Source organism: Micromonospora sp. NPDC085948, assembly GCF_040686315.1.
GTDB lineage: Bacteria > Actinomycetota > Actinomycetes > Mycobacteriales > Micromonosporaceae > Micromonospora.
This window is the reverse complement of sequence record NZ_JBFBJW010000006.1, coordinates 347325-362744: the sequence shown is the minus strand read 5'-3', so window position 1 is coordinate 362744 and position 15420 is coordinate 347325. Positions and strand designations below refer to the sequence as shown.

Annotated in this window: 14 protein-coding genes and 1 pseudogene; 9 read left to right on the top strand and 6 right to left on the bottom strand. The window is 69.5% G+C overall.

Features of this window, described 5'->3' with window-relative positions:
- Positions 1–18 precede the first annotated feature (18 nt).
- On the top strand, positions 19–300 hold the full coding sequence (locus AB0O48_RS19150; protein WP_357570086.1) for a hypothetical protein: 282 nt from the start codon (positions 19–21) through the stop codon (positions 298–300).
- Between the two features lie 26 nt (positions 301–326).
- On the opposite strand, the gene AB0O48_RS19145 is transcribed toward AB0O48_RS19150, so the two are convergent.
- A complete protein-coding gene (locus AB0O48_RS19145) occupies positions 327–3227 on the bottom strand; it encodes an MXAN_6230/SCO0854 family RING domain-containing protein (RefSeq protein ID WP_365067161.1) in 2901 nt (966 codons plus the stop codon).
- A 302-nt stretch (positions 3228–3529) separates the two neighbouring features.
- Here AB0O48_RS19145 and AB0O48_RS19140 point away from each other — a divergent pair, with 302 nt between their 5' ends.
- The 3 genes from AB0O48_RS19140 (at position 3530) to AB0O48_RS19130 (ending at position 4897) form a co-directional block, all read left to right on the top strand.
- Complete coding sequence (locus AB0O48_RS19140; RefSeq protein WP_365067158.1) at positions 3530–3718, top strand: hypothetical protein; 189 nt, start codon at positions 3530–3532, stop codon at positions 3716–3718.
- Positions 3719–3972: 254 nt separating this feature from the next.
- A complete protein-coding gene (locus tag AB0O48_RS19135) occupies positions 3973–4353 on the top strand; it encodes an Mth938-like domain-containing protein (protein ID WP_357254502.1) in 381 nt (126 codons plus the stop codon).
- 88 nt (positions 4354–4441) lie between these two features.
- Positions 4442–4897: a GNAT family N-acetyltransferase gene (locus AB0O48_RS19130; protein ID WP_357254505.1), complete on the top strand. Its 456-nt coding sequence runs from the start codon at positions 4442–4444 to the stop codon at positions 4895–4897.
- A gap of 9 nt (positions 4898–4906) precedes the next feature.
- Here the strand turns inward: AB0O48_RS19130 and AB0O48_RS19125 are convergent.
- Positions 4907–5563, bottom strand: a pseudogene (locus AB0O48_RS19125) (hypothetical protein).
- A 390-nt stretch (positions 5564–5953) separates the two neighbouring features.
- The gene (locus tag AB0O48_RS19120; RefSeq protein ID WP_357254507.1) at positions 5954–6418 is read right to left on the bottom strand and encodes a MarR family winged helix-turn-helix transcriptional regulator; all 465 of its coding nucleotides are present in this window, start codon (positions 6416–6418) and stop codon (positions 5954–5956) included.
- Positions 6419–6521: 103 nt separating this feature from the next.
- Here AB0O48_RS19120 and AB0O48_RS19115 point away from each other — a divergent pair, with 103 nt between their 5' ends.
- Positions 6522–7385, top strand: coding sequence for an NmrA/HSCARG family protein (locus AB0O48_RS19115; protein ID WP_357570089.1), 864 nt, complete (start codon positions 6522–6524; stop codon positions 7383–7385).
- Between the two features lie 166 nt (positions 7386–7551).
- On the opposite strand, the gene AB0O48_RS19110 is transcribed toward AB0O48_RS19115, so the two are convergent.
- Positions 7552–7956 (bottom strand): helix-turn-helix domain-containing protein, encoded by a 405-nt coding sequence (locus AB0O48_RS19110; protein ID WP_357254512.1) that lies wholly within the window; start codon positions 7954–7956, stop codon positions 7552–7554.
- 77 nt (positions 7957–8033) lie between these two features.
- Between AB0O48_RS19110 and AB0O48_RS19105 the strand changes: the two genes are divergently transcribed.
- Complete coding sequence (locus tag AB0O48_RS19105; protein WP_357570090.1) at positions 8034–8828, top strand: SDR family NAD(P)-dependent oxidoreductase; 795 nt, start codon at positions 8034–8036, stop codon at positions 8826–8828.
- A 74-nt stretch (positions 8829–8902) separates the two neighbouring features.
- Here the strand turns inward: AB0O48_RS19105 and AB0O48_RS19100 are convergent, their stop codons facing one another.
- Positions 8903–10174, bottom strand: coding sequence for a CehA/McbA family metallohydrolase (locus AB0O48_RS19100; protein ID WP_365067151.1), 1272 nt, complete (start codon positions 10172–10174; stop codon positions 8903–8905).
- 576 nt (positions 10175–10750) lie between these two features.
- Positions 10751–12745, bottom strand: coding sequence for an NAD-binding protein (locus tag AB0O48_RS19095; RefSeq protein WP_365067148.1), 1995 nt, complete (start codon positions 12743–12745; stop codon positions 10751–10753).
- Between the two features lie 303 nt (positions 12746–13048).
- On the opposite strand from AB0O48_RS19095, the gene AB0O48_RS19090 reads away from it, so the two are divergent.
- The 3 genes from AB0O48_RS19090 to AB0O48_RS19080 all read left to right on the top strand — a co-directional run bounded on the left by AB0O48_RS19090 (position 13049) and on the right by AB0O48_RS19080 (position 15411).
- Positions 13049–13531, top strand: coding sequence for an NUDIX hydrolase (locus AB0O48_RS19090; protein ID WP_365067145.1), 483 nt, complete (start codon positions 13049–13051; stop codon positions 13529–13531).
- 90 nt (positions 13532–13621) lie between these two features.
- The gene (gene fxlM, locus AB0O48_RS19085) at positions 13622–14863 is read left to right on the top strand and encodes a methyltransferase, FxLD system (protein WP_365067142.1); all 1242 of its coding nucleotides are present in this window, start codon (positions 13622–13624) and stop codon (positions 14861–14863) included.
- On the top strand, positions 14860–15411 hold the full coding sequence (locus AB0O48_RS19080; protein WP_365067140.1) for a kinase: 552 nt from the start codon (positions 14860–14862) through the stop codon (positions 15409–15411). Before fxlM ends, AB0O48_RS19080 begins: the two co-directional genes overlap by 4 nt.
- Positions 15412–15420: the final 9 nt, after the last annotated feature.

Below are 15420 nucleotides of genomic sequence, written 5' to 3'. Positions count from 1 at the left end.
TCGTGCGAAGGTCTGCCGATGGTTATACCCCTTGCGTACGGCGGCCGGCGGTTCCAGGTCATGGCCTACCACGACGCCATACGGCATGACGGCCCGGCGCTTGAGCTGGCGGAACTGGTGGACGACGAGCTGGGTCCGGCTCTCGTGACTGTCACGTTCGCCGGCGAGAACGCCGGTGGTGCCGAGGTCTTCCTGACCGACGCTGGCCTGCCACTACCGATACTGAGGGCATTCGTGGAGGAGGCCGTGCGGGAAGAACGTCGTACCTCTGGGGTGGATCTGCCCCACTTCCGACCATGAACGCCCACCGCTCGTCGGCCCCGCCCCTACCCGTGGCCCGGGACCGCCGGCGATGCCGCACCAAGGCTGGGAACGAGGCCGGCCATCAGGTCGGCGACGGTCAGCGCGGTCCAGGGCGTGCCGGCCCGGCCCTCGATCAGCAGAGCCGCCGATCCCCCGGCGACGTCGGCGCCGACTGTCGATTCCAGTCGAACGGTGTCCACCATGGACGCGAGCACCCTCGACCCGACGAATGAGGTGAGCACGCCGAGATCGCCCGGCTCGGCCGCCGCCGCCCGAATCGCCGCCACGGTCGCCGCCGGAGCGCCGGTCGGCACCTCCGTGGCGGTGCCATCGGCGTGGGTGACGAGGATCCGGTCGCTGCGGGCCGCCGCGTGCCACGCGACGAGGTCGAGCACGCTGGCCCGGGTACCCGCCTCGAAGTGCTCCCACAGGTCCGCGGCGACCCGACCGAGCCGTGGACCGTACTGGCCGACACTGTGCCCGTAGCCCCGGGTCGACAGGCTCGCGTCGACCCACATCACCTGGCCCGTGCGCACGTTGAGGACCAGCGGCGCCAGGGACCGGGCATCTCCACGCAGCCCGAACCGCTGCATGACCCGGGCGGCGTCGAACGCGGCACCCTGTTCCTGCGGCAGGGAGAACCCCGCGAAGGCCGCCGTCAGCGCCTCGAAGGGGACGTCGTTGTAGCTCAACACGACCGGTACGGCCCACACGACCCCGGCCGCCCGGAGCGCGGCCTGGTTCAGGTCGAGGAACTCCGTCGCGCCCAGCGGGGCCGGGGCGGAGGTGAGGTCACCGGAATGGACGGCGGCCGTCGCGTTGAACCGCAGCCGGGTGTAGTCGCAGTGCCCTACCGGTGTCCAGGCCTCGTCGTAGAAGGCACACGACAGGTCGAGGTCGACCCGGGAGGACCCGGCGTCGACCCAGTGCAGGAACAGCCGCACCACCTCGTGACCGTCGAGTGCGCGGACACTGCCGCGGGACCAGCCGGCCAGTTGCTCCGAGCCGGCGCGCTCGCGCATGGGAGCGGGAACGTGCGCCAGCTCAGCGTCGAGAACGGCGACGTCGAACCGGTCGTGCCGGCCGGCCCGCTCGGCGAGTTCCCCATCGACGGTCACCCGGACGCGCGTAACCGCGTCGGCGGGCAGCCTCCGGCGCCGCTCCGGAGCCGTCCAGGTGCGTACGACGTCGCCCTTGGGAAAGAACGTCCGCCGTGGGGTGCCTGGCTCGGGGCCGCGCGCCGGCACCGGCGACACGACCGCGCTGCGGGCCGGCCCGCCCATGCCCAGCGCGCGGCGCAGCGCGGCACCGACGGCGCCCATCCCGGTCGCGCTGCCGGTCGCGGCCACGTCGGCGACCGAGGCGTCGGCGGCCACGGCGGCCCGCGCCTCGGCCGCCTCGACGGCGATGGTCGTGTCCCGGCCGTGGAGGGCAGCGGCCGCGCTGGCGAGGACCATCGGTGCGACCGTCGGCGCGACCCGCGCGGCGGCGTCGAGCACGAACTGCTCGGCCGCCGGGTCGTCGGCGAGGCGCAGCAGGTGATCGATACGCCGCCACAGGTCGCCCGGACGGTCGGCGAGGAGGGCGGCGGCCGCGACGGCGTCATCGCCGGCGACGGCCTGCTCGACAAGTGCAGCGAAGGTTCGCACCCGCACCGAGACGGTGTCGTCGGCGTGACTCGACAGGATCAACCGCTCCGGCCGGCGGGCGCTGACCGCCGCCAGGGTCCGACCCAGGGAGCTGACGGCCGGGACGCGGGTGGCACGCAGCGTGGCGAACACGACCGCGGCCCGCGGATACGCGCTGGCCCACTCGAACGGGTGCAGCCGCTCGGCGAGCCGCTTCCACACGACCGGGTGGCGCGCCAGGTCCTCGGCGGCGGTGGCCGGGTCGAGCGAGTCAAGGAAAGCCAGTACGGCGCGGCGCAGCGGCCGGGGCAGGGCCCGGACCCTTGGGACCTCCACCGTCACGCGCGGCTCGTCGACCGCCCGATAGGCCTCCAACGGCCCGCCTGTCTCGCGCGGGCGCGGCAGGACCAGTCCGGGGTCGCCGCCCGAGTAGGCCCACAGCGTGCGCGCCACGTCGGTGGCTGTGCGCCACCGGGCGGTGGCGTCCGCGAGCACCTGCCCGGCGGTGTCGGTGAGCGCCGTGGCGTGCAGCGCCCAGGCGATGACCCCGGCCAGGGTCTCCCGCGCCGGCACGACGTCCGGCAGCCAGTCGAGCCGCCCTGGTGCGGTGGCGGCGACGAGCGTCCGCAGATCAGCCAGGTCCGCCGCGCCGAGCGCTGCCGGGCGGGCCACCAGGCTGTCCCGCAGGCGCAGGGCGGTGACCTCGGGGGTCACATCGAGGGTGAGCCGCCGCAGGCACACCGGTGCGGCGGTGGTCGCGTACCCCGATCGGGACGCCGGCCCGGTCCGCGGGGTGGGGATCAGCGGCAGGTAGGTGTTGTCGGCGGTGAGCCGCCGGCCGCAGATCGGGCATGCGGTGTAAACCTCGGGTGCGAAGCAGCTGGCGCATACGAGATGGCCGCACGGGTCGAGCGGCTGCACGCTGCCGACCGTCCCGCACAGGATGCACGGCGCCGCGGCCGTCTGTAGCAGGTGGACGATGAGCCGCTCGACGTAGAGCGCCTCCGGGGCGGTCGGCGTGTCGGGAAACCGGCGGAAGAGCGGTACGTGGTCACGGTCGGCGCCGACGACCTCGTCGGCCACCGCCGACAGCCAGTCCGCCCAGCGCATGCGCGTCAGCGGGTCAAGCGACGCGAACCGCTCTCGCAGCGCCGCGTCGAGCAGCCAACCCCGGGCCGCGAGGTCGGCTTCGAGGGCAGTGACCCACGCCGGGCCGTCGGCGGGGGTCTGCGAACCCGCCGTCGGGAGTGGAACCGCCCCGATTCGGCGAAGCACCACCGTGGCAACCGCGTCCATCGGCCCTCCTTCCCCGTCGATCCGGGGGCACCGGCCGTTACCGGGCCCGGAGAAAGATGAGAGCCGGGTCGGAGAGTCGGCACGCTAGTTCCAGGACAAGGGTCAGAAGGAAGCGCACCTGGGAGCCGACCCGGCTCGTGGATCGTACGGTGGGGGCCGTTCCGTCCGCACACCGTTATCCGGCCCAACCGGCCCTCCCCCTGCTCCCCGGAGACTGGGACCGGAGCTGACGGCCGTCGGCCATCGGTGCGTTGCCAGGCGCAGCGTAGATTCGACACGTGGCGGATGGGTGGGGACTAACCGTGACCACGGACATAGCGCGACAGGTCAGGCAGTGGCGGGCTGAGGGCTACACATGGCGCGCCATCGCTGCCGTCGCCGACGACACGTGGGGCACCGACTCCGGTGGCAATCAGCTGTTCGGCGAGGGCCTGTGCCTGGAGAGCGCGCGGTTGCTCGGTGAGAATCCGAACGCCGATCCCTGGAACTGACCCGGGATTGACGACCGCCCTCGGCGATGCCGTTCCACCGCCGCGAACGCCTGGCGTGATCCGCCTGAACGCGCCTGCTATCGGACGCCCCCGGACGAAACCCGAGCTAGCCCGGAGTAGCAACGTGTGGCGCGCGGATCGCGGGTAGCGGAGGCACCACGCGGATCGGCGCCCAAAGATACTGTGGATCGACGGTCGGCGGTCTTGGCTCCGTCCCGTGCCGCCGCCGCGGCTGCCGTCACCGAGGAGACGCCGTGACCAGCGAAACAACCAGTTCACCGCTCGTCCTGTCGGTCTCGTGGGGTCGGATGGACGTCGAGGACCTTGGAGTTGGCAAGGACTTCAAGCTCTACCCCGGCGGTGGCCGCCCGTGGGACTGGTCCGAAACCGGTACCCGTCACAACCCCGGCGTCCAACCGGACGACGTCGAGGAACTTCTCTCTCATGGCGCCGAGGCCGTCGTTCTGTCGCGTGGCATGCAACTGCAACTGCAGGTCGACGCACGTACGCTCAGGCTGCTCGAGGAGCGCGGGGTGGCCGTTCACGTGGCCCAGACGACCGAGGCAGTCCAGATCTACAACGCCCTCGCCACCAGTGGCACCGCCGTCGCAGGGCTGTTCCACTCGACCTGCTAGTGCGGTGACCACGTACGTCTACCGGCATGGTGGTCCCGCGGTGAGTTTGTCGCCACTGCTGCCGGGCAGGCCGGTTTACCATCGCGGCATGAAGATCGTCGTGGATGACCTGTCCGGGCCTAAGATCCAGGCGCTTTTGCAGGAGCACCTCGATGAAATGCGAGCGGTCAGCTCGCCCGAGAGTAAGCATGCCCTTGACCTCGACGGGCTGCGCCAGCCCGCAGTGACCTTCTGGTCGGTCTACGACGGTGACGAACTCGTGGGTTGTGGAGCTCTCAAGAAGCTGGACAACACGAGCGCCGAACTCAAGTCGATGCGGACCGCCCGGACCGCGAAGCGGCGGGGAGTGGCCTCCGCGCTTCTCCAACACGTCTTGGCAGAGGCCCGCCGTCGCGGCTTCACCCGGCTATACCTGGAGACCGGCGCGGATGACCATTTTGCGCCGGCGCGGGCGCTCTACGCGAAGTACGGATTCACCCGATGCGAGCCGTTCGCCGACTACCCAGAGGACCCGAACAGCGTGCATATGACCAAAATCTTGTAGTCGAGGCTGTCACAGGGCCCGATATTCAGGCGGCTTCCTGCGGGGGCGGCCCCAGCGTTGCTGGCGTTCACTGCGGAGGCGGGCGCGTTCGCGGCGTTGCGCGGCCAAGACGTCCGGGTGGCGGGCGTTGGCGTAGCGCCAGCGTAGGTATTTGTGCAGCTCGCGGGCCAGGACCATGTGATTGGGGTGGTTCGAGTTGGCCATCGTGAACATGCGTAGCGGCCCGAACGGGGCCTCGATGGGGTTGGCCGAGGACGCACTGGTCGGGGTGAGACACGGCTCGACGTTGGTGCGGGCGGGCCGGGTGGCCGGGGTCGTCGCCGAGGCTGTAGCAGCCGTGGAAGTACCGGATGCCGTGCGTGCGGTGATACGTCGCCGGCAGCCGCCGGATGCGACTGCGGAACCCAGCCGCGGCCGTGGTGCGGTCGGATCGACAGTGGCCCGCACTGGTCGAAGGCGAAACAACGCGTGGATCACGTCGCGGACGGTGTCCTCGTGCCCGGCGATCAGCCGGGCGATCGCCGGGACAGGTGTCCCGGACGCCGACGCCATGATGATCAACGCCCGCCGAACCCGTACTGAATCGTGCTTGCCCCGGCGGACGAGTTGTTGCAGCTTACGGCCTTCTTCGTGCGTCAACCGCCGTGCCCGTACCGGCTCGGACAACTGGACGACTGCACCGCCGAGCAGATTGCCGCGTTTGCCGCGTCCGCGACCTACTTCGAACTCGACGACGTCGCCGATCTGATCGGCCGCCTCGATCCAGATGACGCGCTCAACCACGAATACTGGGATCTCAGCAGTTCGTTCGGCGAGGACGCTTCGCTGATCCGCGACGCGCTTCGATGCAAACTCGTCGAGGCCCCCGAGGACTGGGGCTAGCGATCGCCGCGCCTTGTCAGCGAGAAGTATGGATGCGTTGGTCGCCAACCGGCCGGGCGTGCACCTGGTCGGGTACTTCGGCGTCACTTCTCCATAGCGCGATCGACTACTGCGCCCAGTAGTGGGTTGCTGGTGGCTTGTTAAGGGCGGCGGGTGACGGGCCGGTATTCGCGGTCAGCACTCGTCGGTTGTCTCGTCACCCGCCGCCTCGACGAATGTGCGGAGCAGTCGCCCCAGTTCGCGCCGCTGCTCGGAGGTCAGGGCGCCGAAGATCTCGTCGCTGATCTCTGCCTGCAGGATGCTGAGGTTCTCGGCTCGGCTGGCGCCGAGTCCGGTGAGGACCAGCTTGAAGGCGCGCCGGTCGGTCGGGTCGACCACCCGCGAAACTAGACCGTCGTTGGCCAGGCTGTCGGTGATCGGCGTGAGAGCCCGGGCTGTCACACCAAGCCGCTTGGCCAGGTCCCCCATCCGGCTGTCCGGCTCAGCGGCCAGCGCCAGCAGCAGGCGCACACTCGCCGCGGACAGCCCGGATTCAGCGAAGCGGGCCTGCCCCAGCCTCGAGAAGGTTCGCCAGGACCGGCCAAGCAGTTCGCCGAGACGAACCGCGTCGCTGTCTCCAGTCTGCGGACGGCTTGACACTCGACACCTCCATCGAAATACTCCACACAGTAATAGTGAACCAGGTAAGTTTCACCTAGTTCATCAATAGCATACCGGCTCACCGTCGACACGAAGGAGTGCCATGTCAACCGAGCCAACGCCGAACCGGCCCGCACCTGTGATTCTGGTCATCGGCGCGACGGGTAACCAAGGCGGCGCGGTCGTCGACGCGCTGCTGCGCACCCGCGCCTGGACCGTTCGCGCCCTCACCCGCGACCCCGCCGGCCGCGCGGCCCGCGCCCTGGCCAAACGGGGGGTCACCATCGCAGCCGGCGACATGGACGACGCGGAATCTCTGAAGGGGGCAATCGCCGGAACGTACGGTGTGTTCAGCGTGCAGAACAGCCGCACCGCCGGCCGTTCCGGTGAAGTCCGCCAGGGCAGGAACGTCATCGACGCCGCAGAGGCAGCCGGCAGCCGGCATCTCGTCTACACCTCCGTGGGCGGCGCCGAACGTGTGCGCGGCATCCCCCACTTCGACACCAAATGGGAAATCGAACAACACCTCCGCACGACCGGCCTCAGCTGGACGATTCTGCGGCCCACCACGTTCACCAGCGTCTTCACCCTGCGCGGGGCCAGCGTCGGCCTGAGCATGATGGCCGCCGCCCTCGGCCCGACCAAAACCCTCCAGACGATCGCGGTACCCGACATCGGTGTCTTCGCCCGACTCGCCTTCGAACGACCCGAGCAGTTCGCCGGACAAGCCCTCGAACTCGCCGGCGACGAACTCACCATCGCGCAGATCGCCCAGACCCTGCGCGGCGCAGGACGCCGCATCCGCTACACCCGCCTGCCGAAGCCCCTACTGAAGCTGGCAGGCCCCGAGGCGAAAATGCTGTTCTGGTTCGGTGAAACCGGCTATGCGGCCAACATCCCCGCACTCCGCCGGATCCATCCCGGACTCCTGACACTCGACCAATGGCTCACCCAACCGCGGGACTGACCGGCATCCGCCGATCCGACCACCCGGCCTCGTGATTGGCGCCGACAGGCCCCAGTTCAACAGCCGGCACCACGCCAGTGCTGGCTCCGAAGCCGCATCGGTCGATCGGGCAGCACGCTCACGAACGCTGCGCCTTGTCAGCGACAGATGAGCATCGCGTGGTGTCTCAGCGGGGTCCCCGACGTGCCGCGGCAATCTCGGCGTGGTGGTCGACTGCCCAGTCGGCCAGCGCGGAGAGCGGCTCTAGAAGGCTGACGCCGAGCGGCGTCAGCCGGTACTCGACGCTCGGCGGCAACGTCGGAAACACTTCCCGCTCGACCAGACCGTCGCTCTCCAGCGTGCGTAACGTCCGGGTGAGCATGCGCGGACTGATGCCCTCCACGGCCCGATGCAACTCGTTGAACCGGTACGGATGCCGGCCGAGCAGGGTGACCAGCAACAGCGTCCACTTGTCACTCACCCGCCGCAGCACGTCGGTGACCGGACAGTGCTCGTACTCGCCGACCGGAACGGGTGTCGGCAGCTGATGGTCGTGTAGCGAGGCACTCACACCGGTGTTACTTGTGGACATAAAAATGCCTTCTTTCGCCTCCGCCGACCGGCTGCCCAGAATGAGCACGTCAATGAGCAACGATAATGGGGAACGACATGGGCGTCGTGGTAGTCAGTGGCGGCACGAACGGGATGGGACGCGCGTTGGCCCTGGGGCGGGCCGAACGCGGCGACCGGGTCCTGGTACTCGGCCGCAGCCGCGAACGCGGCGAGGCCCTAGCCGGCGGCTCGATCGCCTTCCTTCCCGTCGACCTGTCCAGCATGGCCGAGACGCGGCAGGTCATCGAGCACATCCTTACCGAGAACCAGGTCGTGGACGCGCTGGCGCTGTTCGCCAATGCTGTGACGCCGCGACGCATCATGACCGTCGAGGGCTTGGAGCACACATTCGCGCTCTACTACCTCAGTCGATATCTGCTCAGCTTCGGCCTGCGTCCGGCCCTGGACCGGGCTACCGCGCCGGTGATCGTGAACGTCGCTGGTGTCGGGGTCACCAAAGGGAAGGTGCACTGGGCCGACCCGCAGCTGAAGTCGGGCTACTCGGCCATCGCCGCACAGCTGCAGGCCGGTCGAGCCAACGACCTGCTCGGCGTGGGCTTCGGCCAGCGGTCCGGCAGCCGCGCCCGATACGTGCTCTACCATCCCGGATTCACCAAGAGCGGCGATCGAAGCGCACTCCCGCTGATGGTCCGAGGACTGCTGGCGGTTGCGGCGGTGGCGGCCCGACCTGTCGCAGACGCGGTGGCGCCGATTCACCAGTTCCTGGATGCGCCGCCGGCCGCGCCGGTGACCGCCATCGACCGGGGGAAGCGACTTCCGCCCAGTTTCCCGACCCTCGACCCCCGCGACGCCGAGCGGCTGATGGACCTCACGGAAAAGCTTCTGAGCTGAGGCCCGCCGGTCCCGGAACGACCGACGCGGCCGCCTGCGGCTGGTCGGCAGTGCCGGGACCGGCACCTCGGAGGTCAGGGCCGGAGCCACCAGGGGCTGGTGTAGGCCACCGCGAAGTCGTTACACGGGTGACCGGCTGGGCCGGGGGTGCCGTTGGGTAGGGACGGATCGGAGATCCGGAGCACCACCCAGTCGCCGTCGGCGACGTCGAGCGGCACGGTGAAGTCGGTGACCTGACCGTTGACGGTGTCGATGACGTCGACGACGGTCGGCGCCGAGGTGCCGGGACGCAGGACCTGGATCCGCAGGGGCTTGCCGTCCCAGGCCGAGCCGCGGTCCAGGTCCAGCAGGAACCGGACGTCACCGGAGGTCACGTTCAACACCCCACCCATGCGTACGCCATTGGCCGTGGCGTCCACCCGCAGCCCCGAGACGCGGGTGGCGAAGGAACGGCGAGCGGCCATCGCCTCGAACACCGCGGCGCGGGTGTTCTCGGCGACCCACAGACCGCTACGGCCCTTGCCCTCGTGGAAGCCCCAACTGGTGCCGTGCTCGTCGGTGACGCCGGTCAGAGCCGGCCGCCAACCGGCGTTCAGGCAAGCCACCAGGGGCGACGTTACGCCCGACGACCAGCCCTCGAAGAGGAAGTCGTCGGTCCGGTTGAACATCTCCAGCCCCACGAGCTGATCACGGGCCGAGGCGTTGAAGGAGAAGTTGTTGAACCGGCCCGCCTCCCGACCGGGGTGATTGAAGCTCGCCAGACCCCCGGGTCGGCCGGTGAGCCAGTTGTACAGGCTGCCGGGGCTGCCGGCCCGCAACAGGTCGGCGAAGTCGGAGGTGTTCCAGACGTTGATGTGCCCCTGCAGCGGATGCGACCACTCGAACCCGCGGATCGCGGTGAACTGACCTGGGTCATTGGCCGCGTTGGCCAGGTCACCGGTGGTCCGCCACTCCGACGAGCTGAGACCTTCAATGGCGAAGAGCGTCGCGTGATCGGTCAGCGCGGCCACGTCCAGACCGGCCTCGCGCATCGAGGCGAACGCGGCCTCGGCGCTGCCGTCACCATCCGACATGACCGTGTGGTTGTGCATGTCCGCGTGGACCAGCGTCGTGCCCTGGGTGATCGAGGATGACCGTCCGGCGCCGACCGCCGCGGTCGGGGCGCCGACCATCGTCGTGTTGGCCGCCCGGGCCGCGGTCGGCAGCGCGGCCAGCATCAGCGTCCCGCCGGCTCCGGCCAGAAGCGCCCGTCGGCCGAAGCCTGCGGGGACCTCAACCTGGCCGTACGGGAGAGTGTCGTCGGGTCCATGGTCGTGGTGGCAGTGGTGCGGGTGATGTCCAGTCATGGCTATATAGATGGTGATGGAGCTGACCGAGACGTCGCCCCGAGTCGTCGGTCAGGCGAACACTGCGGTACGCCTCGTGCCGCATCGGCCGCACCACGGAGGGGAGCCTGGCCCCGGTCGGTGGCCGACAACCTGTCCTCGTGTTTCCGGGCCTACATCGCGTGCTGCTGGCCCGCGGAGCTACGTTCGACCGAACGGCGTGGATCAGGCGAGCGGGCTGACAGCGATCGATCGGTGGCGGCCGCCCAGCGTCCGCCCGAGAGCGTCGGACCATCGATCCGCACCCCCGACCGAGGCCCAGACGCGTGCTCTTTGGCGTCTAGGCTCCGGGCGTTCGATTCGACCGTCTGGTCGCGTATTCCAGCACCTCGGTGGACGTTCGACGCGTCCCGCGAAAGGGTCTGTATGACCTGCACGACCTGGACGGGATCAACCTCGGCACACGAATCACCTCCCAGCGCCGAAGCCGGCGGGCGGCACCGTGAGCGCGGCCGTGTGGACGACGCAACAAAAGCGAACGTGAGGGCAGCCGGGCTGGCCCACTCACACGCGGTACGGTCGGCCTACGGGGAGCGTTCACTCACCATCGCGCGGTGCCGGCGCAAGCAGCCGCAAGGGCGCGACATCGGCCAGTGGTTCAGCATCGGGGCTGGGTATGGTGCGCGGCAACAGCGCCGCGAGACCGGCGCGTGTGGCCAGCACGATCAGCCGGTCGGTGCGGACCAGTGGCCGACGTTCCGGCAACGACCAGATGGTCTGTCCCGTCCGACCGGTCCGCACCGCGATCACCCTCACTGCGCCCGGCTGGTTGACGTCGTGGCAGTACCGTCCCTCGAGCTCGGACCCGGCGCCCACGGGGAACTCGGCCACCAGCAATACCCGGCGGCCGACCGAGATGGTGTCGATGACCTGCTGGCCCATCATGGCGGCTGCGAACGCCGGCGCTGCCAAGGATGAAACGCTACGCGATTCGTTAATGCCTAGTATGCGCTGCGTGCGTTCCGCGAAGCCGTCGTCGAACAGCCGTAACACCACCCGCAATGGGGGCCTGGTCGCTGCCGACCGTGCTCGGTCCGCCTCATGCGAGGACCGCCCGGACAGGGCGGTCTCCAGGTTGGTGACATCGTCGTCGGTCAACGCCACCAGCGCCCGGCAGGTGTGTACGGACGCGGCTCGCAGTGTCTCGGGCCGGGTCGCGTCGCCGACAATCACCGGCAGACCCAGCTCACGGGCGACACCGATTCCTCGTGCCGACTCGGTGCGGTCGACGGCGACCACGGAGATGCCGACGGAATGCAGTTCTTCCAGGACCCTGGTGCCGATGTTGCCGAGTCCCACCAACACGACATGGTTGTCGATCGGTTCGATCATGCCGCCGGCGGCGACCGCCAGCCGGGCGCGCACCAGTGAGTCCACCACCAGGGCCGTGACGGTGGGAAGTAGCGCCACCCCGGTGGCCACCAGCACCACCGCTGTCACCTTTTCGGTGAGCGGTGCGGCGGATTCGACCTCGGCAGCTCCCATCGCGGTCAGCAGCGTCAGGTAGGCGGCCTCCGCGAGGTTCACGCCGCGGGTGTACGCCAGCAGGACGCTGGCCGCGGCGAGTATCGCGGCCGTGCCGACCAACGCCAGTCGCAGATTGCGGCTGAACACCAGGCCGAGGGCCCGAAGCAGGCGCGGTCGTCGACGCGGCGGGTCCGATCGGGGCTGTCCGTATGCGCGGACGAGCACCAGGTCTGCCGAATCCTGGTCTACTGGAAGGACGACCGGCTCCGTGCCGGTCGTGTCGGCCAAGCCGCAAACCACATCCGCACCGGCCGGGTCAACGGCGCTGCGCATCACGCTACGCAGCAGCTCACCGTCGCGCAGCCGCACGTACGTCGGCGTCGCGTCCCCGAGCGTGGCGGCAACGAACGCCGGTGCGGCGATCTCGGATCCGGAGAGTACGGCGCAGTCCCCGAGCATCGTGGCCACGCCCTCGCCGAGCACCGGGTTGAACAGTCTGACCACGAGCCGAGCATCGGGAGCCAGGTCCCTGGTGATCATGGCGGCATCCACATTTGTCACGTCGTCGAGGCCGACAAACGCCACGGCCGCAGCGTCCCGGACCCCAGCCTGATCGAGCACCTCCCCGGTCAGGCGACGGGCCATGATGATCTCCGGCTGTCCCTCGGCCACGCTGAATTCCGAAGCGAGGTCAGCAAGGTCGGGTAGGTGGTGGTCGCTCGCCGACGGCAGGACCACGGTGACCGCGACACCGTAGCGGTCTGCCAGTTCAGTGACCAGACGGCGGGCCACCGCACCGTCCCCACAGACAACGAACCGCTGCCGAGCTGGCTCCGCGGTGGAGCTCTGCCTGGTGTCTTCGGACACCATCGAATGGTAAACGACGAGGCCCAGGGTGGCGTCGACCACGAGGGTGGCTTCGGCGTGGAGGTGGTCGCCGATCCAGCGCATCTGTACGGCCGCGGACGCCGCGCAATGCGCGCAGAGCCTTCTCAGCGTGGTCGACGATGCCTGGTTCGACAGCGTCCGGCCGGCGGCGTCGGGGCGGCCCACGTCGAACAGCACGCCATAACGGGGGTAGATGCGCCGATCGTGAAGGTTCTATGGCGGTGAGGCGGACAGCAGCAACACGCAGAACGGGGATTGATCGTCGTTGGCCGCCGGGCAGCGGAAGTCGCACCGGACCGCCGACCGCTAGTGAACTGCCGGCCAGTACCTTGGTGCGCCCGCACTGGCTCCCGCAGCCGCATCGGTCGATCGGGAAGCACGTCCACGAACGCGCCTCGTCAGCGGTGTCGGGGATGTGCCGACATTGTCGGTGCGCGGCGCTGCGGGCGTGTCGGCTGCCTGGAGTTCTAGGGTGCCCGCATGCCCTCCGACGCCCAGGAATTCACCGCTGGTCTTCCGCGTAAGCGAATGGCGGCCGGACTGTTGATCACCGATTCGCAGGATCGGGTTTTGCTGGTCGAGCCGGCGTACAAAACGGATTGGGAGATTCCCGGGGGCAGTGTTGAGGTCGGCGAGTCGCCGTGGCAGGCGGCGGTCCGGGAGTGCCGCGAAGAGCTCGGCGTGCGCCTGACGCCGGGTCGGCTGCTCGTCGTGGACTGGGTGCCGGCCCGTGCTGGCCGTACCGACGGTGTGATGCTCGTCTTCGACGGCGGTGTCCTGGACGCGGTTCAGGCGCAGCGGATCGTCGTGCCGCCCGCCGAGTTGAAGGGTTGGGCGTGGTCTGCCCCGCCGCAGACGCGCCAGCGGTTGCAGCCGTTGCTGGCCCGGCGCGTCAGCGAATGCCTCCAGGCGCGTGCCGACGGGTCGACCCGCTACCTCGAAGACGGCGTGCCGGTCTCCTGATCTCGACCTGCCGTATCCCAGAACGGGTCGACGCCCGTCGCGGTCGGCCGGCTGCTCACCTGACATTCGCTCGTGGGAGGAGATGCCCTCGTGGGACCTGAAAGCAGAACGACCGGGGCGTTGACGGCGGAGGACGCTCGCCGGCAGCTGGTCGACCAACTGCGCAGTCGAGGTTGGATCACCCGACCGGAGGTGGCGGCGGCGTTCACCGCAGTACCGCGGCACCTGTTCGCCCCGGCCGGCACCAGCATCGAGACCGCGTACGCGAATGATGTTTTCGTCACCCGACGCGGCTCGGACGGGAAGGCGACCAGTTCGATCTCCGCGCCGTGGTTGCAGGCGTACATGGTGGAAACCGCCGGGTTGAGGCCTGGAGCCCGGGTCCTGGAAATCGGCTCAGGAGGGTACAACGCCGCGCTGATCGCCGAGGTCGTCGGCCCGACCGGAACGGTCGTCAGCGTCGACATCGACGCACAGGTCGTCACCCACGCGCAAGCGGCGCTGGCACAGGCCGGCTACCCGCAGGTCGAGGTGGTCCACGCCGATGGCGTCCACGGCCATCCCGCCGACGGGTTGTGGGACGCGGTGCTCGTCACGGTCGAGGCCAGTGACCTCCCACCCGCGTGGACCGACCAGCTCGCACCAGCCGGCAGACTGGTGGTGCCCTTGCGGATGCGCGGCAACACCCGGTGCCTCACCCTGCAGTCCGCAGGTGACCACCTGGCCGCGACAGCGTCCGTGCAGTGCGGCTTCGTCGCGATGCAGGGCCACGGCCGGGACCCGGCCCGTCGGGTGCCGCTGCGCGGCGACGACGCCGTTCTCCACCTGGACGACGCCACCACCACCAGCAATGCCGAGGCCCTCCGCGCTGCCCTTGATGGGCCACGGGTTGAGGTGTCCTTCCCGGTGACCCTGGACATGAGCATGAGCACCTGCCTCGAGAGCCTGCACCTCTGGCTGGCCAGTCAACCCCGCCCGTACGGCGTGCTCAGAGTCGACCGGGACCGCACCGCCGGCCTGCTGGATCCACAGGACCGCTTCTTCTGCCCCACCCTGCTGACCGGTGACAGCCTTGCCTACCTGACCATGCGCGGCCACGACACGACGACGTGGCAGCTCGGCGGGCACGGCTTCGGTCCGCACGCCACCAGACTGACTGACGATTTGATGGCACTGACAGTGGCCTGGGACCGGCAGGTCCGCGCCGGCGCCGGCCCGGACATCACCGTGCACCCGGCCGGCACACGACTGCCCGACACGGAACGGTTGCGGCTGCTCGTGCCCCGCCGCCACACGCTGACCGCGATCACCTGGCCGGAGACAGACCGATGAGCAACACCGAGTTGCCGATCTTGATCTGCCTCCGCGGGAACTCCGGCTCCGGTAAGAGCACCATCGCCCGTGAGTTGCGGTATCGGCACGGCCGCGGCTGCGCCCTCGTCGGCCAAGATCATATTAGGCGGATCCTGCTCAGGGAACGTGACAAGCCAGGTGGTCTCGCACCCACGCTCATGGCGCAGAACGTCCGCTTCTGTCTCGACCACGGCTACCACGTGATCCTGGAAGGAATCATGCACACCGCCCGGTACCGGAGCATGCTCACCGAACTGCGCGACGCGCACCGCGGGCGAACGCTCTTCGTCTACCTCGACGTGTCGCTACCAGAGACCCTACGGCGCCACGAAACGCGTCCCATGGCGGCGGAGGTGTCGCCGGAGAACCTGCGCAGCTGGTACACCCCACGCGACGTCCTCGACTGGCCCGACGAACTCGTCCTCCCCGAGACCACCACCCTGGAGCAGGCGATCGAGCGCATCGCCACCACCGCCGGCCTGCCGTTGACCGGCCGCGACGACGACCTGATCCCGGCAGTCCCATGACCGCGCCGA

Excerpts from the sequence above, each read along its gene's own strand:
- AB0O48_RS19145 (WP_365067161.1), bottom strand. The coding sequence starts at position 3,227 with ATGGACGCGGTTGCCACGGTGGTGCTTCGCCGAATCGGGGCGGTTCCA.
- AB0O48_RS19150 (WP_357570086.1), top strand. The coding sequence starts at position 19 with ATGGTTATACCCCTTGCGTACGGCGGCCGGCGGTTCCAGGTCATGGCC.
- AB0O48_RS19090 (WP_365067145.1), top strand. The coding sequence starts at position 13,049 with ATGCCCTCCGACGCCCAGGAATTCACCGCTGGTCTTCCGCGTAAGCGA.
- AB0O48_RS19115 (WP_357570089.1), top strand. The coding sequence starts at position 6,522 with ATGTCAACCGAGCCAACGCCGAACCGGCCCGCACCTGTGATTCTGGTC.
- AB0O48_RS19110 (WP_357254512.1), bottom strand. The coding sequence starts at position 7,956 with ATGTCCACAAGTAACACCGGTGTGAGTGCCTCGCTACACGACCATCAG.
- AB0O48_RS19080 (WP_365067140.1), top strand. The coding sequence starts at position 14,860 with ATGAGCAACACCGAGTTGCCGATCTTGATCTGCCTCCGCGGGAACTCC.
- AB0O48_RS19130 (WP_357254505.1), top strand. The coding sequence starts at position 4,442 with ATGAAGATCGTCGTGGATGACCTGTCCGGGCCTAAGATCCAGGCGCTT.
- AB0O48_RS19105 (WP_357570090.1), top strand. The coding sequence starts at position 8,034 with ATGGGCGTCGTGGTAGTCAGTGGCGGCACGAACGGGATGGGACGCGCG.
- AB0O48_RS19100 (WP_365067151.1), bottom strand. The coding sequence starts at position 10,174 with ATGACTGGACATCACCCGCACCACTGCCACCACGACCATGGACCCGAC.